Source organism: Halorientalis marina (assembly GCF_023028345.1).
GTDB classification, from domain to species: domain Archaea; phylum Halobacteriota; class Halobacteria; order Halobacteriales; family Haloarculaceae; genus Halorientalis; species Halorientalis marina.
On the sequence record NZ_CP095487.1, the window covers coordinates 2,021,668 to 2,038,947 of the forward strand.

A 17,280-nucleotide genomic window follows, 5' to 3' on the forward strand; every position below is an offset into this window, starting at 1 on the left:
GGAGACCCTTCAACTATGCCGAAAATCGAACTCGACGAGGAGACGATCGAGCGACTGGACGGGCTCCGTATCGAGGACGAGAGCTACGACGAAATCGTCACCGAACTGATTAACATCTACCAGGCGGAGGAGTTGACGCTGTTCCGAGGTAGCGACGAGGACTACTGACTGGCGGCGGCCGCCCGGACGTCGTCCCACTTCCCGCGTTCTTCGAGGTGGGCCTGGAGTTCTTCCGCGTAGGCCTGTGCCAGCCGTTCGGCCGCTTGGACCCGGTCGGGATTGGCGGTATCGTCGGACGAATCCCCGTCGCTGCCGAGGCCGAGAGCGTTCTTGACGTTCCCGAGGAACCCGCTGCTCTTGCTGTGTCCACCCCCCGGGCCGGTCACCCGTTCGTCCATCTTGTCGAGTTCCGGAATGATTGCTGAGACGTTCGTCGTGTCGGCGACGAGACGTGCTCCCTCCGCGCTCTCGGGGTTCTCGATTTCGAACTCGACGGCCGTCATGATCATGCCCCACTCCTGGTTGCTGAACTGCGACCCCTGGACGCGGTCGTTGAACGCCTGGTCGACGGTCATTCTGTCGCCGACGATCCGGTCGGTCCACTCGTCACTCATAGACCCACGTACTCGCCGGCGCGTTATGAGCGTACGGGAAAAGACGGTTGCGACCGTCGATGCCACCCCCCAGTGGCAGCCGCGATCCCCCGGTCACGGCGTCCGTCTGAAGCCTCGGTCAGATTCCCCCCACCCCGACCGACGCTGCAAACACTACTCCCCCGGCTACCCCACTGATACTTTCCCCGGGTGTAACCGGCTATTTATAACAATAGTTCATTGAGTCCGCGGTCGGAGCGGTGGCGTCCGCTCAGAACGCGTCCGCTTCGACCGTCACGTCCGCGTGCAACCCCTCTCGGAGTGCGGCGTGGACGTGACAGATGTCCTCGGCCTTCGAGACCAGGTCGTCGATCTCCTCGTCGCTCAACTCCGCCTCGACCAGCATCGTGAACGCGATGTCCGTCAGATCGTCGTCGTCGTCGATGTTCGCCTCCGCCTCGGTCTGGATGCGACCGAGTTCCTCGCGGCCCGACCGCATCGCCCCCGCACGGAAGGCGAAGGTGAAACACGAGGCGTAGTCGGCGACGAGCACCTGATTCGGACTCGGCCCGGTCTTCTCCTGTGCGTCGATGTCGAGTTCGTACTCGCCGACGATGTTTCCGGCCGCGAATCCCTCGTCGTTTGTCGTCGTGGTTTCGATGTCTGCCATGCGATAGCACGTCGCTGTCCAGCGGCTAAACGGTTGGCATACGGGAAAATACGAGGGATAGCTGTGACGTTACAGCGCCGAGAGGTCGACGCTCTCGTCGCCGTCGAGGACGTGTACCTCGGCGTCGCTGCCGGTGGCCGCGACCTCGTTGACGAACTCCTGCGTGTCGATCTCGATTGGCGGGAAGGTGTCGTAGTGCATCGGGAAGGCGTGGTCGACGTCGAGCCAGTCGACGGCGATGGCCGCCTGCATCGGCCCCATCGTGAAGTGGTCGCCACAGGGCACCGCGGCGGCGTCGGGTTCGAGATGCGGACCGATCACGTCGCGCATCTCGGTCATCAGGGCCGTGTCGCCGGCGTGGTAGAACGTCGTCGAGTCCTCGTCGCTGACCTGGGTCGGCTTCGTGTCGCTGATGACGTAGCCGGCACACGACCCGCCGCTGGGGGCCTCGAAGCCCTCTTCGAGGCCGTTGGTGTGGTCGGCCCGGTGCATCGTCACGAAGGCGTCACCGAGTTCGACGGTCCCGCCGAGGTTGAACCCCATCGTCGCATCGTCGTCGAAGCCGTGTTCCGCAGCGAGGTGACCGACGACTTCGGGCGTTCCCGCGACGGTCGCGTCGGGGAATGCCCCGACGTGGGCCACGTGGTCGTCGTGGCCGTGGGTCACCAGAACGTAGTCCGGGTCCAGCTCGTCGGGGTCGGTATCGGTCTTCGGGTTGCTGAAGAAGGGGTCGATGAGCAGGTCCGTGTTCCCGATCGAGACGTGCCACGTCGCGTGACCGTGCCAGGTGAGTTCCATGACAGCCCCACCTTCGACTGACGGCCACTTAACGCTACAGGCGTCTGGAAGTCCCTGCCGGCTCTCGTCGGCCGACACGGTCCTGGGTATCACCGCCGGTAGTACCAGTAGACGCCGCCGACCAGTACCGCCAGGAGGGCCGCCCCGAGCGTGAATCCGCTGAACGTCCCCTGGATTCCCACGGACGTCGCGTCCGTGGCCGTCGGCGTGCCCCCCTCGGTTGCCGCCACCAGTGCCATCGCGATGGCGGCGACGGGAACGGTCACCGTGAGACCGCCGACAGCCCGGTCCCGGCCCGCGGGTCGACGTAGGTCCATCGAGTCGGCGTACGCGCCCGTCCTTGTAAACGCTTATCAGTCGGCGACGCGATTCGCGGGACATGAAACGCGTCCGGTTCCGGGACTCGGCGGGGAACGTACGCGGCGGTCGATGGACCGTCGACGGCGGTGAGGACGTCGTCACGGCGGCGGCCGGACCGTACGGCCGTATCTCCTTCGGTGACGAGACGTTCTCGCCCGACGAGGTGGAGATACTCCCGCCCTGTGAACCCACGAAGATCGTCTGTATCGGCCTGAACTACGAGGACCACGCCGAAGAACAGGGCGAGGAGATTCCCGACCGCCCGATGCTCTTTTTGAAGCCGCCCAACACCGTCACCAGCCACGGGAAACGCGTCACGCTCCCGGCGAACAAGGAGCGCATCGACTACGAGGCGGAACTCGGCGTCGTCATCAGCGAGCAGTGCCGCAACGTCACGGCCGAAAACGCCGAGGACGTGATCGCGGGCTACACCTGCGTCAACGACCTCTCGAACCGCGACGACCAGATGGTCGAACAGAACTGGGTCCGCGGGAAGGCCTTCGACAACGCCGCGCCTATCGGCCCGCTCATCGCCACGCCCGAACACCTCCCCGAAGACGCGACCATCGAAGCGCGGGTCAACGGCGAGACCAGACAGTCCTCCTCACGGGACAACCTCATCTTCTCGATCCCGGAACTCATCGAGGAGATCACGACCTACATGACGCTCGAACCCGGCGACGTGATATCGACTGGCACGCCCGCCGGCGTCGGCCCGCTCGAAGACGGGGACGAGGTCGAAATCGAGATCGAGGGCATCGGGGCCCTCAGCCACACCGTTCACATCCCCTGACTGCCGGGCCGTTGGCGGTTGCTTTCGACGGACCCCAAGAGTGGCTGCTCCGTCACTCACCCGTGTCCCGGAGACGGCCGTCCCACAACGCAACGCATAAGTTTAGGCTCACCTAATCCCTGGCGAGATGGAACTCTCGCGTCGTGACGCGCTGGCGGCGCTGTCGAGTGCCGGTATCGTGGTGGGGGGCGGAGCCGCGGTCCTCGCTCGCGACGCGATCAGTTTCGAGGAGGACACCGACGGGCCCTCCGCGGTGTCGGTAATCGAGACCCTCGATGCCGTCGCCCGAATCGTCTATCCCTCCGCCCTCGACGGCGTCGGCGAGTTCGTCGAGTCCTACTCGGCGACGCGGATCGACGAGCGACCCGCCTACGCTGCTGGCGCGCGCGAGTCAGTCGCCTCCCTCGACGACTACACGCGAGTCCACGCCGACGCGGGTCGGTTCGTTGCCCTCCCGCGGGCGAAGCAGGAAATCCAGTTACAGCGGATGGGCGTCGAGAGCGCCGAACCAGCCCCGGACGGGACGACGCCCGAACGAATCCGGTACTACGTGGTCAACGAACTGTTGTTCGCGCTGTACTCCTCGCCCACCGGCGGCCGACTGGTCGGTATCGAGAACCCGCAGGGGCACCCGGGTGGTACCGACTCCTACCAGCGGGGGCCACCGGAATGAGCGGGACACCAGGGAGTCGTGACGCGACCGAGGCGGTGGACCGCACGCCGAGCGGGCGCGTCGACGCCTGCATCGTCGGCGCCGGCCCGGCGGGCGCGCTCGTCGCCGACCGCCTCGCGAGCGCGGGCCACGACGTGGTGATACTGGAGGCCGGCCCCCGATTCGAGCCGGATTCACGGCTGGACCGGATGGAGCGTGCGATTCGCCCGGCCCACGACAGCGTCTGGGACATGGGCGGCGAGCGGGACGCCTACACCTCGTCGGGCGACCGCGGCTATCCGCTCAACAAGGCCCGCGTGAAGGGGATCGGCGGCTCGACGCTCCACTGGCAGGGGATGGTCTTTCGCAACCACGAAGCGGACTTCGAGCGGCGGACCCGTGACGGCGTCGCGCGCGACTGGCCGGTCGATTACGCCGACCTCCAGCCTTACTACGCCGCAGCGGAGGCCGAACTCGGCGTCGCCGGCGCCGCGGACAACCCCTTCGCGCCGCCCCGCGAGGAGCCGTATCCGATGCCGGGCTTCGAGCCGTCCTACAGCGACTCGCTGTTCGCCGGGGCCTGCGAGCGACTGGGCGTGACGATGCACTCCGCGCCCAACGCCCGCAACTCCGAAGGGTACGACGACCGGAGCGCCTGCGTCGGCTACGGCACCTGCAAACCGGTCTGTCCGTCCGGCGCGAAGTACAGCGCGGACGTCCACGTCCGGAAGGCCGAGTCCGAGGGCGCCCGCGTGATCGACCGCGCGCCGGTCCAGCGCCTCGGTACCGATTCGAGCGGCGAGCGCGTCACCGCGGCCGTCTACGCCACGCCCGACGGCGAGGAGTACCGCCAGGAAGCCCGACAGTTCGTCCTCGCCTGCGGCGGCGTCGAGACCCCGCGGCTCCTCCTGCTCTCCGAGTCGGCGCGGCACCCGAACGGCCTCGCGAACTCCAGCGGCCTCGTCGGCCGGGGCTTCATGGACCACCTGTTCGTCGGGATGGGCGGCGAACTCGACCGCGAGACGCGCCAGAACCACGTCGGGTTCATCACCAGCGAGTGTCACGACTTCTACGACGACCCCGGCAAGGCCACCGAGGGCACGGCAGGGTCGGTCCCCAGCAGCGACGCCGACCTCGGCCCCATCAAACTGGAGTTTCTCAACTACGCCGGCCCCTCGCCCGTCGAGATGGCCTGTGGCGGAAACGAGTGGGGCGACGACCTCCTCGAAACCCTCCGAGGCGCCTACGGCGACCACATCGGGATGGGTGGACTCGTCGGCCAGCTCCCCCGCGAGGAGAACCGCGTCACGCTCGACCGCTCGACGACCGACGACCACGGCAACCCCGTCCCCGATATCCAGTGGTCGCTCGACGCCCGGACGCGACGGACCATCGAGCGCGCGAACGAAATCCAGCGTGCAATCCTCACCGAACTCGGCGTCGACATCGGCTGGACAGTCGGCCCCGACAACACCGGCCCCGCCTTCCACCACATGGGGACGACCCGGATGGGGACCGACCCCGCCGAGAGCGTCGTCGACTCGCGGCTCCGGACACACGACGTGGCGAACCTCTCGATCTCGGGGAGCAGCGTCTTCGTCACGAGCGGCGCCCTGAACCCGACGCTGACCATCGCAGCGCTGGCGCTGAAGTGTGCGGACGGCGTCGCAGAATCGTTGTAACTGCGCGGCCTCGTCGAAACCCCGAGAGATCTGTTTCGGCGCCACATCTGAACCCAGGGCACGAGTCGGTCATCGCCGAATCGGGCCACTCGGGCGGTTGAAAGAAACTGGGGTAATTTATTCCACACCCTCCGACAACGGATATGACGACTGGTGACGGATCGCGGATCGGGATCATCTGCCGGCCGACCCATCACGTCTTCGAGACAGTTGGACACCGCCTCAGAGACCGCGGCCACGAGGTGACGTTCCTCGAACCGGAACGGGAGCTGCCACGGTCTGCCATCGAGGGGGTGTCACTCCTGGTCTGTAAGAAAGTCCGCCCCGCGTCGGTTCGGGCACTGCGCACGGCCGAGCGTGCCGGTATCGCCACCTGGAACGGCCTGTTGTCGACGACCATCCTCGCCTCGCGGCTGGTGATGCTGAAGGCGCTGTCTGCGGTCGGCTTTCGCGTGCCGCCGGTGACCTTCGAGCCACCCGACGAGCCGTACGTCGCAAAGCCGCTGTACAGCTGGGACGGTGACCCGCAGATCGGCGGGACTGGTGGGTTCTACCAGCCGCTGCTGGAAACCGACGGCCGCGACCGCAAGCATTACGCCGTCGACGACGGCCGGACGCTCCAGACCGCGACGGTCATCTGTACCTCGAAACTGCTGGGCGAGCGGGAGGTGCTTGGACACGAATCGACACCAGAGCGGGACGCCGAGCGGATGGGACGACTGCTGTCGCTCGCGGATACGGAGGCGATCGGTGTCGACGTCATCGAGTCGGAGGGTACCCACTACGCCGTCGACTGCAACGCCGCGCCGAGTTTCCGAGCGGCGGGACTCGAGACGGCCCTGACCGATTCGATTCACGAGTCGGTCCCGAGCGGCCAGTGACAGCCGAACTGGTGGCCCACTCGACCCTCTCCACGAGCGAACGAGCCGCCCGCTTTACCGAATCGACTCGTTGTTGATCCGCTAAACCGAACACCGCCCTCTCCGAGCGCACTCTCTATTCGGCAAGCCGGTTGTATCGGATAGCAGCGGCAACTGAGACCGATTCAGAGGCCGAGCAGGAGGCCGGCGACGACGAGCAGGCCGAGGGCGGCGACGGAGCCGGCGAGGAAGAAGGGGCGCCCCTTCTCGGCGGGCGTGCGGACTTTGCGTTCGCGGAGGCCGTCGCTGATGCGGCTGGTCCCGACCTCGACGAGGCCGGCCAGCGAGAGCCAGAGGACGATCATGGCGATGACGAGGTAGCCGCGCGTCGAGCCGGTCAGCGATTCGACGGTGTAAAGGACGCCGGCGAGGTGCCCGCCGGTGAGAAAGAGGACGAGTGCGCTGGCCCGCGAGAGAGTCAGGAGACGGCTCGTGATGTCGGCGAAGGGGTCAGTGTCGATGTCGCCGGCCCGGGCGACGGGGAGGATACCGTAGGTCATGAACAGGACGCTACCGGTCCAGACGCCGGCGAACAGCATGTGTACGACGTAACTGATCGTTGTCCCGATTGCTGCCATACGCGGATGCTGGCGCGTCGCCGACTTGAAGGTGGTGAGTTCCCCTCGGACCGGCGACCCGATGTGAGCAGTCTTAAGACTCGGCCGCCACTCCCCTCATCCATGCAACCACGGGACCTCTCGGACCACACCGTCTACCGGGCCGGACGGGGGATCGAGGAGGTCGCACGCGAGCGCGGCCTCGACCCCGACGACCTCGTGAAGCTCTCCTCCAACGAGAACGTCCTCGGCCCCAGTCCGAAGGCGACCGAGACCATCCGCGAGTACGCGAACCGGGTCCACGTCTACCCCAAATCGTCCCACACCGACCTCGCCGAGCGTCTCGCCGACGACTGGGACGTGCGCCCGGAGCAGGTGTGGCTCGCCAACGGCGGCGACGGCGTCCTCGACTGCCTCTCGCGGGCGATGCTCGAACCCGGGGACCGCACACTCGTGCCGGAACCCGGATTCGCCTACTACGCCATGAGCACGCGCTACCACCACGGCGAGGTAGCGACCTACAAGCTGCGCAAGGCGGAGGACTTCGTCCAGACCTCCGGCGGCGTGCTGGCCTCCTACGACGGCGAGCGGATCGTCTACGTCACCAGCCCGCACAACCCCTCGGGTTCGGAGATGTCCCTCTCGGAGGTGGAGACGCTCGCGGAATCGACCGACGAGGAAACCCTCGTCCTCGTCGACGAGGCCTACAAGGAGTTCTCGGACTCGCCCAGCGCCGTCTCGCTCGTCCGCGAGCGCGACGACGTGGCCGTCCTCCGCACCTTCTCGAAGGCGTACGGGCTGGCAGGGATGCGGCTGGGGTACGCGCTCGTCCCCGACGACTGGGCCGACGCCTACGCCGCGATCAACACACCTTTCGACACCGGCGAACTCACCTGCCGCGCGGGCATGGCCGCGCTGGACGACGACGAGCACCTCGACGCGAGCGTCGAGATGGCGCGCGAGGCACGCGAATACCTCTCTACCCACCTCGATGCCCCGACGTGGGAGAGCGCCGGCAACTTCGTCCTCGCGGAAGTGGGTGACGGCGAAGCCGTGGCAGACGCCGCGATGGACGAGGGAATCATCGTGCGGGACTGCGCCAGTTTCGGCCTCCCGGAGTGTATCCGGATCACCTGCGGCACGAGCGAGCAGATGGAGCGGGCCGTCGCCGTTCTCAACGAGGTGATCGGCAGGTGAGGGTCGTCGTCACCGGGACGCCGGGCACGGGCAAGACCACCGCGACGGAACGGCTCGACACCGACCTCGACGTGGTCCATCTCAACGACGTCATCGAGCGCGAGGAGCTGACGACCGGCCGCGACGACGAGCGTGACTCGCTGGTCGCCGACCTCGACGCTGTCCAGGAGTGGCTCGGCGACCGCGACGGCGTGCTCGTCGAGTCCCACCTCGCCCACCACCTCGACGCCGACCGGGTGGTCGTTCTCCGCTGTCACCCCGACCAGCTCGAAGCGCGGCTCGGCGAACGCGGCGAGAGCGAGGCCAGTGCGAAAGAGAACGCCGAGAGCGAGGCGCTCGACGTCATCCTCTCGGAGGCGGTCGAGCGCCACGGGCTGGACAGTGTCTACGAGATCGAGACGACCGACCGTTCGCCGGATGCGGTGGCGGCAGAGATCGAGCGGGTCGTCGACGGCGACCGTGAACCGAGCGCCGGCGAGGTGTCCTACGTCGAGTACCTATGACGCTGGACCGCTTGCGGCCGCTGGCAGACCGTGCGCTGGCGCCGTTCGTCAGCGCCTCCGCACGGCTCGGGCTGACCCCCAACGGGGTCAGCGTCATCGCCTTCCTGCTGGCGGTCGCCGCCGGCGTCGCCTTCTACCTCGGCGGTCGCCGCCCGCTCTGGTACGGTATCGGGGCGCTACTCGTGTTCTGTAACGGGTGGCTCGACCTCGTGGACGGCGCGCTCGCCAGGCGCCTCGACGAGACGTCGGCGGCCGGCGACCTGCTCGACCACGCGCTCGACCGGTACGCCGACATCGTCATGCTCGTCGGCCTCGCCGCGGGCGTCGACCGGTTCGGGCTCGGACTGGCGGCCGTCACTGGCGTCCTGATGACCTCCTATCTCGGTACACAGTCACAGGCCGTCGGACTCGACCGCGTCTACGGCGGCGTACTCGGTCGGGCCGACCGCCTGGCGCTGATGGGGCTGGTCGGTGCGGCGACCGTTGCCCTCCCCGCGCCGGTCCGCGGACTGACGCTCGTGGGATGGCTGCTCGTCTTCTTCGCCGTCGTCGGCCACTTCACCGCACTCCAGCGGTTCGCCGGCGCGTTCCGGGCGCTGTCCTGACTTCCTGCGGTCACGGTCCCCGGTCGCCATCGGCGGCGTACGATTTATACACGCGGCGGCGAAAGAGCGGACATGGTCCAGTGTGAGATGTGTGGAGCGGAGACGGCTTCGCCGAACACGGTGAAAGTCGAGGGTGCGGAGCTCGACGTGTGCGACGAGTGCTCGGACTTCGGGACCGAGGTGCGCCAGGAGAGCGGCTCCAGCACGTCGACGAAGTACTCGACGGGCAGCAGCGGCTCGTCCGGCTCGGGGTCGGGTTCGTCGGGCGGGTCCTCCGGGTCCACGGGGAGCAGTGCCGGCGGCTCGGGCGGTGGTGGCCGCCGTCGCGATATGTTCGACGAGATGGACGAGGTCGTCCAGGACTTCGACGAGCGCATCCGCGAAGCCCGCGAACGCGCGGGACTCAGCCAGGAGGAGCTGGCGAACCAGCTCAACGAGAAGGCGAGCCTGATCCGCAAGCTCGAACGCGGCGCGTCGCTGCCGAGCGACGACGTTCAGCGGGAACTGGAGAGCGAACTCGGCATCTCGCTCACCGAAGGCGGTGGAGGCGGTGACACCGAGTGGGAAGGTTCCTCCGATGCGGGGGAGACGACGCTCGGCGACGTGGTCCAGCGGAAGGACTGATCCGGGGTCGACCGGGGCGGCTCAGATGTGGCGCTGGAGGTCCTCGAACTCCAGGTCGTCGCTGATGTCGTCCAGTTCCGATTCGAGTTCGGCGATCTCCTCGGTCAGACGCTCGTACCGTTGACTCTCGGCCAGTTCCGGCCCGCTCTTTTCGACCTGGAGGACGTTCCGGGTGAGCTTCTTCGACGTCAGCTGCTGGTGTTTCTCGCTGTACTCCGAGAGTTTCAGGAGGCGGGCGACGACCTCCTGCAGGTCCTCGCGCGAGACCGGCTTGACGAGGTACTCGTCACAGCCCATGTCGATGATGTCGAAGCCGGGGTTGACGGCGGTCACCATCGCGACGCGGACCTCGTCGTCGCCGTCGTTGATCGCCGCGAGCACCTCGTCGCCGGAGAGATCCGGCATCCGGCGATCGAGGAGCGTCACGTCGATATCGTGGTTCGCGAGCAAGTCAAGGGCCTCCTCGCCGCCGTAGGCAGTGAGAACCTCGTGGTCGTCGGCCAGGTAATCGGTGTAGAGGTCAGCGAGGTGGCGTTCGTCGTCGACGACCAGAACCGTCGCCTGCTCGGGTGTCTGCTCGGTCACGTCAATCGGTGTGGGGTTCCTCCCACCAAATAATAAAACGGTCGACCGGTTCGGTGCGCCGAAGCCGAATCGGGACCTATATACTCCCGCCGGTCCGGCGTCCGGTATGTTCGTTCTCGTCAATCTCAAGGCGTACCCCTGTGACCCCGTAGCGGTCGCGAACGCCGCCTACGAGGTCAGCGAAACCACCGGCGCCCGAATCGCCGTCGCACCGCAGGCAGCCCACCTCAATGCCGTCGCCGACACCGGCGTCGAGACCTGGGCCCAGCACGTCAGCCCGGTCGAACACGGCAGTCACACAGGCTCGACGCTCGCCGAGGCCGTCGCCGACGCGGGCGCGACCGGCACCCTCCTCAACCACTCCGAGAACCGCCTGAAACTCGCCGATATCGACGGGAGTCTCGCGGCCGCCGACCGCGCCGACCTGGAGACCATCGTCTGCGCGAACAACCCCGAGCAGATCGGCGCGGCGGCGACCCTCGGCCCGGACGCCGTCGCCGTCGAGCCCCCGGAACTCATCGGCACGGGGACGCCCGTGAGCAAGGCCGACCCCGATATCGTGCGCGACGCGGTGGACGCCGCAGCCGCCGTCGGCGAGGGCGTCGACGTCCTCTGTGGCGCTGGCATCTCCACCGGCGAGGACCTCGCTTCCGCGAGAGAGCTCGGCGCGTCGGGCGTCTTGCTCGCCAGCGGCGTCGCCAAGGCCGACGACCCGAAAGCCGCCCTAGAAGACCTCGTCGAGCCGGTCGCCTGACCGGTGCCGGCGCGCGACCGGCGCGCGCTTGTGCCGTCCGACCGTGACATAACGGACGTACTCGTTCTCGTCGAGCGCCGGTTCGCCCGTCGACCCCTTCGTCTCGCAGACCCGCCTGACGTAGTCGACGGCCGCCCGGGAGTCATCGGTCGAAGCCGACCCGGACCGTCCTCCGTCTCGGTCGGCGGTCGACCGGATTCGACGCTCGCTCTCGATCATTGCTCCCCCTTCGTGAATGCATCCTCGACGGCGGCGACCATCGCGTCGAGTTCCGCGTCGGTGGGGTGGCCGCCGTACTCCTCGGCGATCAGTTCCCGGAGGCGGTAGTCGTAGTGGCCGCAGCCGACGTGTTCGATGAGGCCGTGCGTCCGGAGTGTCCGGTTGTGGGCGTAGGCGTTGGTTCGGTCGCCGTCACCGGCCTGTGGCCGGTTGCCAGAGGGACTTCGTCCCTCGCTGTCACCGCCGCCCGCGAAGTGCGCGTCGAGCGGTTTCGACGGCCCCTCCTTCCGGTAGTAGCGCAGCATCCCCCTGGTCTTCGCCGGCATCGACTCGACGGCGGAGACGAGTCCGGTGACGACCTCGCGGTCGGCCGGGTCGACGCCCGGCGAGGCACCGCTGCCGGTGGTCACGCCCCCTCGAACGTCGCCGCCGTCACCGCTCTCGGCCACCACGCCACCGGGTTCGTCCGCTCCAGCGGTGCTGGCCGCGTCGGGCGAGGGCCCGGGGCCGGAGACGACCCGGTCGTCCATGTTCGCCAGCGCGGCCGCGACGGCTTCCTCGTCGACACCGCTCTGGCCGTAGTCGGTCGCCGCGTCGTCGTCTTCGCTCCCGCTCGCCATCGCCTCCGCGGCCGTGGAGACGGCGTCCTCGACGGCCACGTCGGAGTCGAGCAGCCAGCCGGTCCGGTCCACCCCGTCGTCGCTCACGTCTTCTTCGGTCGACTCGCCCGCGCTGTCGCCCGGTTCTGGGTTCGCATCCCCCGCCGCGTCGACTGCGTCCATACCGTCTTCGAACACGAATCCCGTGTCGTCGGCTGCCGCTTCGTCCTCCGTTTCGCCGTCATCGGCGGCCACGTCGGCGAGCGCGGCGAGGTCGGGCATCGCCCCGTCGTCGGCCTCGTCGCCGGCTGACGCACTCTCCTCGTCGCTGGGGTCGGCCCCGTTCGTTTCCGGGCTCGAATCGCCGTTCGTCATGGTGAGCGTCGGCACCGCATCGGCGTCGACGGTCCCGTTGCCCTGCTCCCGTCGGCGTCGGTCGCGCATCCGCTCCTGTTCGGTGCGGCCGGGGTTCGGGCCCTGGACGTGGTCGACGAGCGCGCTGACGAACTGGTCGGCCATTCGGCTCAGGTCCCGGGCGTCCTGCAACTCGGTCTCCAGTTCCGCGATGCGCGAGTTCTTCCGGTCGAGTTCCTCCCTGAGTTCCTCGATGCGGTCCTCCGTCCGCTTTTTCTCTTCGCTGATTTCGGACAGTTCGGAGACGAGGTCGGAACTCACCGATTTGAGGTCCGGCCGGTCCACGTCGTCCAGTCCCGGCGTGGCGCCGGCGTCGAAGGTCTGCTTGCGGTGGAACTGGACGCGCTGAACCGACTCGGACCAGTCGTTCATCATGAACGCCTCGCCGTCGTCCAGGTTCTCGACGGCCGCGGCGTACTCCGAATCGAGGATGCGGCTGACGACCTTCGTGTCGTTGTTCCAGGTCAGGCGGTGCCAGACCAGCCAGTCACACTGGGTGATGAAGTCCTTTTTCACGTCGGCCGGGCGCTGGCTGATGCCCACCATCCCGAGGCCGTGTTTGCGGCCGCGTTTGCCGATCTTGATGAGCATCTTCCCGCACTCGCCCATCGAGCCTTTCTCGGGAATCCACTCGTGGACCTCCTCGACGAGCATGAGGAAGGGCTGTTTGAGCTTTTTTTCCTTGGCGAACAGCTGTTTCGAGACCTCGGTGAGCAGTTCCTCGGCCTCGTCCTCGTCGAGGAACGAGGACACGTCGAGGATGATCGGGACGTTCTGTTCGAGCGCGAGCGAGGCGATCTTCTCGGCGTGGTCGACCGTCACCTGGATGTCACACTCGTCGTCGGCCCCGACGTGGAGGATCTCGTACTCCTCCTTCAGCCCGTAGTACTCCCCGTCGATGTCGACGATGAGCATCCCGAATCCGGCGTCGAGCAGGTTCTCGGCGACGACGCTCGCCGTGTTGCTCTTTCCCGACCCGCTCTTGCCGGTCACGAACCCGCGGCCGGTGAGGATTTCGACGACCGGCAGATCGACGGTCTCGTCGGGCAGGCTACCTAGGGGCGGGCCGTCGCTCAACTCCGCGACTTCGATTCGTTCCTGTTCGTCTCCCATCGCTTACTCGGCTACTGTACGCCAGCCCCCATAATCATCCGTCAGGCAGGCGTCAGACGACGGTCCGACCGGCCGAACCGGTGCGAACGGATTTACGGGAGGCACGCGAACGGACGGGTACGACCCTCGCTCGAAGGCCCTCAGGATGGCGACACGCATGCGCACCCACGAAACGACCGTCGAGGACGGGACCGTCTTTATCGAGACACCCGAGAGCCGGCTCGAAGTCGGCGAGGTGGAGCCGATCATCGAGACCGTCGGCGGGCACGCCTGGACCATCGAGTACTCCGAGTGGGAACGCGACTACTACGACGACCTCGACACCGGCGACGAGGGGCTCACCGTCGACGTCGTCGACATGATGGCCGCGATGACCCACGGCGACCCCTTCGTCGAGACGCTCCGGGCTCATCCCGCCGAAACCGACCCCGACTCCGAGGAACCGCTCTCCCCGAGGCTCGGGCTGTTCGTCGGCAAACTCCTCGAGAACCTGGAGAACGGCCTCGACTGAGTACGGGCCGCGTACGCGCTTTCCCCCCGCTTCGGGAGGCTGAATCGAGGGGCACACTTACCTCTATTGGGTAACTGTACTGTGTTAATGGGTGGCATTGACTACCACCGAGTGTTCGAGGTCACCGACGACGCCTTGCTCGTCTGTGACGTGTCGAACGGGCGGCTACGTGACAGCAATCCGGCCGCTCGTGAACTGCTGGGCCTCGACGCTGACGCGCTGTCGGGTGTTTCTCTTTCGGAGCTGTTCGACTCGGTCGACGGGTCGTCGCCGATGGACGCCTACCGTGACCGAAGCGACGGCACGGACGGCGTGACGGTATCGGCTACCGTCGCCCATCCGGACGCCGTTCCGGTGTCGGTCGACCTTCGCCTCGCGTCGCTCTCCGCGGATCGTGTGCTGGTTACTGTGGCTGTTGCGGGCGATGATGGAGCGGGCCACCAGTTGCCGAATCCCGGCGTCCTGTCACAGTTGGTCGAGCACACGCCCGACGTGATGTGGATGTTCTCCGCGGACTGGGAGGAGTACGTCTTCGTCAATTCGGCGTACGAGGACGTGTTCGGACGGTCGCTGTCGGACCTCCGTGCGGACCCGACGGACTTCCTGAACGGGGTCCACCCCGACGACCGGGCCGACGTGCGGGCCGCGATGAAGCGGCTCAGCGCGGGCCAAACGATCGATATCGAGTACCGGACCGACCCGACCAGCGACTTCGAGCGATACGTCTGGGTCCACGGGATTCCGATCAGGAACGACGACGGCGAGGTGTACCGCGTCGCCGGGTTCACGCGGGAGATCACCGAGCGCAACGAACACGAGATGGAGTTGCTCCGCCAGCGCAACCTCGTCCGGAACGTCCCGGTCGGGGTGTTCCGCGTCGCGCTCGACGAGGGGCGTCGCCTCCTCCAAGCGAACCCCGCCCTGGTATCGATGCTTGGCGCCGACGGGACCGACGACCTGGTCGGCCGCAGCGTGGCGGAGTTCTACCACGACTCCGACCTCGAACCCCGTATCGCCGACCGCCTCGACGACGAAGGGACGATCACCTTCGAGACGCAGTTCGAGACGCTCGCCGGGGACGTGTTCTGGGGGCGGGTCACCACGGTCCGACAGACCGACGACGCCGGCCGCCCCATCGCCGACGGCGTCATCGAGGACATCACGACCCGCAAACATCGCCAGCGCCAACTGCGGGTCGTCGACCGCATCCTCCGGCACAACATCCGCAACGACGTGTCGGTCATCTCCGGGTACGCGACGTACCTCGACGAGAAACCGGATGTGTCGGCCGCGGAGCCAATTCGGGCGATCCGCGACCGCAGTCGGAAACTCCTCCGAACCGCCGAGAAGGGCCACGTCGTCGTCGACGTGCTCTCGAACGGGGGCGACCCGGTCACGTTCGACGTGGTCCCCGACATCGAGGGGTCGGTCGAGCGACTCCGGGAGACCCACGAGGGGGCGGTCATCGAGACGACGCTGCCCGACGCCGCCGCCGTCTCCGCGCTACGCGAGATCGACCTCGCCCTGTACGAACTCGTCGAGAACAGCATCGTCCACCACGAGGGAACGCCGACCATCGGCATCGCGGTCGCGACGGCAGACGACGGCGTCCAGATTCGTATCAACGACGACGGCCCCGGTATCCCCCAACGCGAGTACGAAATCCTCTCCGGGACCGAGGACGTCGACCCGCTCTCCCACGGGAGCGGGATGGGATTGTGGCTGGTCCACTGGATCGTCCGGCTGTCAGGCGGGGACATCGCGTTCGAATCCTCCAATAACGGCTCGACTGTCGTCGTCACGCTCCCGGCCGGCGAGGACGAGGACGCAACTGCTGGGCAGGAGACCGACTCGTCACGGGTTCCGTGACCGCCTGCTCACTCGAAGTCGCCGAGGGAAGTCTGTCCGGTGACGGTCGCGTCGTCGGTGTCACCGCCGTCGGCGAACTCGGACAGTGACCGGTCGGTCCGCGTGGGGCCGTCCTCGAAGCCGTCGAGCGTTGCCTGGTCGGCCGTCGAAAACGAGAGGTTCGAGACGCGAACGCCGAGTTTCCGCACGTCGTCGTCCGCAAACTCCGACAGCAGGTCCAGGGCAATCTCTTCGACGAGGTCGGAGTCCTCGACCGGGCCCGGCAGCGACTCGGCCCGGGTCTGAATCGAGAACGGCGGTGTGACGACCTTGATACCGATGGTCTGGTAGAGCGCGTTCCGTCGTGTGGCCCGCTCGGCCACGTCGGAAGCGAGCGCGCGGACGCGATCGCGCTTGCGCTCGGGGTCGTCGGTGGCTTCGGTGAACGCCGACTCCCGGGAGAAACTCTTGGGCTCCCCGACCGGTTCGACCGCCCTGTCGTCCTCGCCGCGGGCGAAGTCCCAGATGGTGCGGCCCCGCTCGCCGAACCGCTCCACGAGCGGCTCCGGGTCCGCGGCAGCGAGGTCGCCGGCCGTCTCGATACTCATCTCGCGGAGTTCCCTGGCGGTCACCGGGCCGACGTTGTGGACCGCCGCCACGTCGAGCGGTGCCAGAAACTCCCGGACGGTGCCCGACTCGACGACCGTCAGCCCGTCGGGTTTGTCGTGGTCGCTGGCGATTTTCGCCGCGCTCATCGTCGGTGCGATGCCGACGCTCGCGACCACGCCGACCTCCTCCTCGATGCGGGTCTTGAGATGATCGCCGAAGGCTTCGGCTTCGTCCCAGTCGACGGCGTCGGTCACGTCGAGGTACGCTTCGTCGATGCTGACCTCCCGAACGGTGTCCGCGGTGGTCCGGAGGATTTCCTTCACGTCAGCCGCGACCGATTCGTAGAAATCCAGGTCCACGGGCCGGTAGAAACCCGTCTGCTCGGGGCCGGACTCACTCGCCTCGGCCTCGCGGGGCAACAGCTCCAGGGCTTCCGTGATGGGCATCGCGCTCTCGACGCCGAACTCGCGGGCCTCGTAGCTGGCCGTCGCGACCGCGCCGTGGGTCTCACCGGACTCGTAGCCCATGCCGACCACGAGTGGTTCACCCCGCAGTTCCGGCTCCCGGAGTCGCTCACAGGCGGCGTAGAAACAGTCCATATCGACGTGACAGACCACCTGGTCCGGCGACCCATCGTCGACGCCCGGGAGCCGCTCCTTCATACCCGCCGCTTG

Annotated in this window: 21 protein-coding genes; 12 read left to right on the forward strand and 9 right to left on the reverse strand. The window is 67.4% G+C overall.

Features of this window, described 5'->3' with window-relative positions:
• The first annotated feature begins 15 nt into the window (after window positions 1-15).
• The gene (locus MUG96_RS10225) at window positions 16-168 is read left to right on the forward strand and encodes a DUF7557 family protein (protein ID WP_246982277.1); all 153 of its coding nucleotides are present in this window, start codon (window positions 16-18) and stop codon (window positions 166-168) included.
• Here MUG96_RS10225 and MUG96_RS10230 read toward each other — a convergent pair.
• From MUG96_RS10230 to MUG96_RS10245, 4 genes are all read right to left on the reverse strand, one after another.
• On the reverse strand, window positions 162-614 hold the full coding sequence (locus MUG96_RS10230) for a DUF5799 family protein (RefSeq protein WP_246982279.1): 453 nt from the start codon (window positions 612-614) through the stop codon (window positions 162-164). The two genes, MUG96_RS10225 and MUG96_RS10230, sit on opposite strands and share 7 nt — an antisense overlap.
• A gap of 250 nt (window positions 615-864) precedes the next feature.
• Window positions 865-1,263, reverse strand: coding sequence for an OsmC family protein (locus tag MUG96_RS10235; protein WP_246982287.1), 399 nt, complete (start codon window positions 1,261-1,263; stop codon window positions 865-867).
• A gap of 69 nt (window positions 1,264-1,332) precedes the next feature.
• Complete coding sequence (locus MUG96_RS10240; protein ID WP_246982295.1) at window positions 1,333-2,061, reverse strand: metal-dependent hydrolase; 729 nt, start codon at window positions 2,059-2,061, stop codon at window positions 1,333-1,335.
• An 89-nt stretch (window positions 2,062-2,150) separates the two neighbouring features.
• Window positions 2,151-2,378 (reverse strand): hypothetical protein, encoded by a 228-nt coding sequence (locus tag MUG96_RS10245; RefSeq protein WP_246982297.1) that lies wholly within the window; start codon window positions 2,376-2,378, stop codon window positions 2,151-2,153.
• A gap of 62 nt (window positions 2,379-2,440) precedes the next feature.
• Here MUG96_RS10245 and MUG96_RS10250 point away from each other — a divergent pair, with 62 nt between their 5' ends.
• The 4 genes from MUG96_RS10250 to MUG96_RS10265 all read left to right on the forward strand — a co-directional run bounded on the left by MUG96_RS10250 (window position 2,441) and on the right by MUG96_RS10265 (window position 6,429).
• Window positions 2,441-3,214, forward strand: a complete 774-nt coding sequence (locus MUG96_RS10250) for a fumarylacetoacetate hydrolase family protein (protein WP_246982299.1) — start codon at window positions 2,441-2,443, stop codon at window positions 3,212-3,214.
• 127 nt (window positions 3,215-3,341) lie between these two features.
• A complete protein-coding gene (locus MUG96_RS10255; protein ID WP_246982301.1) occupies window positions 3,342-3,887 on the forward strand; it encodes a gluconate 2-dehydrogenase subunit 3 family protein in 546 nt (181 codons plus the stop codon).
• Window positions 3,884-5,548: a GMC family oxidoreductase gene (locus MUG96_RS10260; RefSeq protein ID WP_373221668.1), complete on the forward strand. Its 1,665-nt coding sequence runs from the start codon at window positions 3,884-3,886 to the stop codon at window positions 5,546-5,548. Before MUG96_RS10255 ends, MUG96_RS10260 begins: the two co-directional genes overlap by 4 nt.
• Before the next feature lie 143 nt (window positions 5,549-5,691).
• A complete protein-coding gene (locus MUG96_RS10265) occupies window positions 5,692-6,429 on the forward strand; it encodes an ATP-grasp domain-containing protein (RefSeq protein ID WP_246982303.1) in 738 nt (245 codons plus the stop codon).
• A 164-nt stretch (window positions 6,430-6,593) separates the two neighbouring features.
• Here the strand turns inward: MUG96_RS10265 and MUG96_RS10270 are convergent, their stop codons facing one another.
• The gene (locus MUG96_RS10270) at window positions 6,594-7,046 is read right to left on the reverse strand and encodes a transporter (protein ID WP_246982305.1); all 453 of its coding nucleotides are present in this window, start codon (window positions 7,044-7,046) and stop codon (window positions 6,594-6,596) included.
• A 102-nt stretch (window positions 7,047-7,148) separates the two neighbouring features.
• Here MUG96_RS10270 and hisC point away from each other — a divergent pair, with 102 nt between their 5' ends.
• The 4 genes from hisC (at window position 7,149) to MUG96_RS10290 (ending at window position 9,954) form a co-directional block, all read left to right on the forward strand.
• The gene (gene hisC / locus MUG96_RS10275) at window positions 7,149-8,222 is read left to right on the forward strand and encodes a histidinol-phosphate transaminase (RefSeq protein ID WP_246982307.1); all 1,074 of its coding nucleotides are present in this window, start codon (window positions 7,149-7,151) and stop codon (window positions 8,220-8,222) included.
• Window positions 8,219-8,725 carry an adenylate kinase family protein gene (locus tag MUG96_RS10280; protein WP_246982309.1) on the forward strand — a complete coding sequence of 169 codons (507 nt, stop codon included), beginning with the start codon at window positions 8,219-8,221 and terminating at the stop codon, window positions 8,723-8,725. Before hisC ends, MUG96_RS10280 begins: the two co-directional genes overlap by 4 nt.
• The gene (locus MUG96_RS10285) at window positions 8,722-9,330 is read left to right on the forward strand and encodes a CDP-alcohol phosphatidyltransferase family protein (RefSeq protein WP_246982311.1); all 609 of its coding nucleotides are present in this window, start codon (window positions 8,722-8,724) and stop codon (window positions 9,328-9,330) included. The genes MUG96_RS10280 and MUG96_RS10285 overlap by 4 nt, the downstream gene beginning before the upstream one ends.
• A gap of 72 nt (window positions 9,331-9,402) precedes the next feature.
• The gene (locus tag MUG96_RS10290; protein ID WP_246982313.1) at window positions 9,403-9,954 is read left to right on the forward strand and encodes a multiprotein bridging factor aMBF1; all 552 of its coding nucleotides are present in this window, start codon (window positions 9,403-9,405) and stop codon (window positions 9,952-9,954) included.
• A gap of 21 nt (window positions 9,955-9,975) precedes the next feature.
• Here MUG96_RS10290 and MUG96_RS10295 read toward each other — a convergent pair whose 3' ends face one another.
• Window positions 9,976-10,539, reverse strand: coding sequence for a response regulator (locus MUG96_RS10295; protein WP_246982321.1), 564 nt, complete (start codon window positions 10,537-10,539; stop codon window positions 9,976-9,978).
• Between the two features lie 106 nt (window positions 10,540-10,645).
• On the opposite strand from MUG96_RS10295, the gene tpiA reads away from it, so the two are divergent.
• Window positions 10,646-11,293, forward strand: a complete 648-nt coding sequence (gene tpiA / locus MUG96_RS10300) for a triose-phosphate isomerase (RefSeq protein WP_246982323.1) — start codon at window positions 10,646-10,648, stop codon at window positions 11,291-11,293.
• Here tpiA and MUG96_RS10305 read toward each other — a convergent pair.
• A complete protein-coding gene (locus MUG96_RS10305) occupies window positions 11,264-11,512 on the reverse strand; it encodes a hypothetical protein (protein WP_246982325.1) in 249 nt (82 codons plus the stop codon). The two genes, tpiA and MUG96_RS10305, sit on opposite strands and share 30 nt — an antisense overlap.
• Window positions 11,509-13,638, reverse strand: coding sequence for a helicase HerA domain-containing protein (locus tag MUG96_RS10310; protein ID WP_246982327.1), 2,130 nt, complete (start codon window positions 13,636-13,638; stop codon window positions 11,509-11,511). Before MUG96_RS10310 ends, MUG96_RS10305 begins: the two co-directional genes overlap by 4 nt.
• Before the next feature lie 157 nt (window positions 13,639-13,795).
• Here MUG96_RS10310 and MUG96_RS10315 point away from each other — a divergent pair, with 157 nt between their 5' ends.
• Window positions 13,796-14,149, forward strand: a complete 354-nt coding sequence (locus tag MUG96_RS10315) for a hypothetical protein (protein WP_246982329.1) — start codon at window positions 13,796-13,798, stop codon at window positions 14,147-14,149.
• Window positions 14,150-14,236: 87 nt separating this feature from the next.
• Window positions 14,237-16,018, forward strand: coding sequence for a PAS domain S-box protein (locus MUG96_RS10320; RefSeq protein ID WP_246982331.1), 1,782 nt, complete (start codon window positions 14,237-14,239; stop codon window positions 16,016-16,018).
• 8 nt (window positions 16,019-16,026) lie between these two features.
• Here the strand turns inward: MUG96_RS10320 and dinB are convergent, their stop codons facing one another.
• Window positions 16,027-17,268, reverse strand: a complete 1,242-nt coding sequence (gene dinB / locus MUG96_RS10325; RefSeq protein ID WP_246982338.1) for a DNA polymerase IV — start codon at window positions 17,266-17,268, stop codon at window positions 16,027-16,029.
• Window positions 17,269-17,280: the final 12 nt, after the last annotated feature.

Excerpts from the sequence above, each read along its gene's own strand:
- hisC (WP_246982307.1), top strand. The coding sequence starts at position 7,149 with ATGCAACCACGGGACCTCTCGGACCACACCGTCTACCGGGCCGGACGG.
- MUG96_RS10260 (WP_373221668.1), top strand. The coding sequence starts at position 3,884 with ATGAGCGGGACACCAGGGAGTCGTGACGCGACCGAGGCGGTGGACCGC.
- tpiA (WP_246982323.1), top strand. The coding sequence starts at position 10,646 with ATGTTCGTTCTCGTCAATCTCAAGGCGTACCCCTGTGACCCCGTAGCG.
- MUG96_RS10310 (WP_246982327.1), bottom strand. The coding sequence starts at position 13,638 with ATGGGAGACGAACAGGAACGAATCGAAGTCGCGGAGTTGAGCGACGGC.
- MUG96_RS10290 (WP_246982313.1), top strand. The coding sequence starts at position 9,403 with ATGGTCCAGTGTGAGATGTGTGGAGCGGAGACGGCTTCGCCGAACACG.
- MUG96_RS10320 (WP_246982331.1), top strand. The coding sequence starts at position 14,237 with ATGGGTGGCATTGACTACCACCGAGTGTTCGAGGTCACCGACGACGCC.
- MUG96_RS10225 (WP_246982277.1), top strand. The coding sequence starts at position 16 with ATGCCGAAAATCGAACTCGACGAGGAGACGATCGAGCGACTGGACGGG.
- MUG96_RS10265 (WP_246982303.1), top strand. The coding sequence starts at position 5,692 with ATGACGACTGGTGACGGATCGCGGATCGGGATCATCTGCCGGCCGACC.
- MUG96_RS10255 (WP_246982301.1), top strand. The coding sequence starts at position 3,342 with ATGGAACTCTCGCGTCGTGACGCGCTGGCGGCGCTGTCGAGTGCCGGT.
- MUG96_RS10315 (WP_246982329.1), top strand. The coding sequence starts at position 13,796 with ATGCGCACCCACGAAACGACCGTCGAGGACGGGACCGTCTTTATCGAG.
- MUG96_RS10285 (WP_246982311.1), top strand. The coding sequence starts at position 8,722 with ATGACGCTGGACCGCTTGCGGCCGCTGGCAGACCGTGCGCTGGCGCCG.
- MUG96_RS10270 (WP_246982305.1), bottom strand. The coding sequence starts at position 7,046 with ATGGCAGCAATCGGGACAACGATCAGTTACGTCGTACACATGCTGTTC.
- MUG96_RS10305 (WP_246982325.1), bottom strand. The coding sequence starts at position 11,512 with ATGATCGAGAGCGAGCGTCGAATCCGGTCGACCGCCGACCGAGACGGA.
- MUG96_RS10235 (WP_246982287.1), bottom strand. The coding sequence starts at position 1,263 with ATGGCAGACATCGAAACCACGACGACAAACGACGAGGGATTCGCGGCC.
- dinB (WP_246982338.1), bottom strand. The coding sequence starts at position 17,268 with ATGAAGGAGCGGCTCCCGGGCGTCGACGATGGGTCGCCGGACCAGGTG.
- MUG96_RS10240 (WP_246982295.1), bottom strand. The coding sequence starts at position 2,061 with ATGGAACTCACCTGGCACGGTCACGCGACGTGGCACGTCTCGATCGGG.
- MUG96_RS10230 (WP_246982279.1), bottom strand. The coding sequence starts at position 614 with ATGAGTGACGAGTGGACCGACCGGATCGTCGGCGACAGAATGACCGTC.
- MUG96_RS10250 (WP_246982299.1), top strand. The coding sequence starts at position 2,441 with ATGAAACGCGTCCGGTTCCGGGACTCGGCGGGGAACGTACGCGGCGGT.
- MUG96_RS10245 (WP_246982297.1), bottom strand. The coding sequence starts at position 2,378 with ATGGACCTACGTCGACCCGCGGGCCGGGACCGGGCTGTCGGCGGTCTC.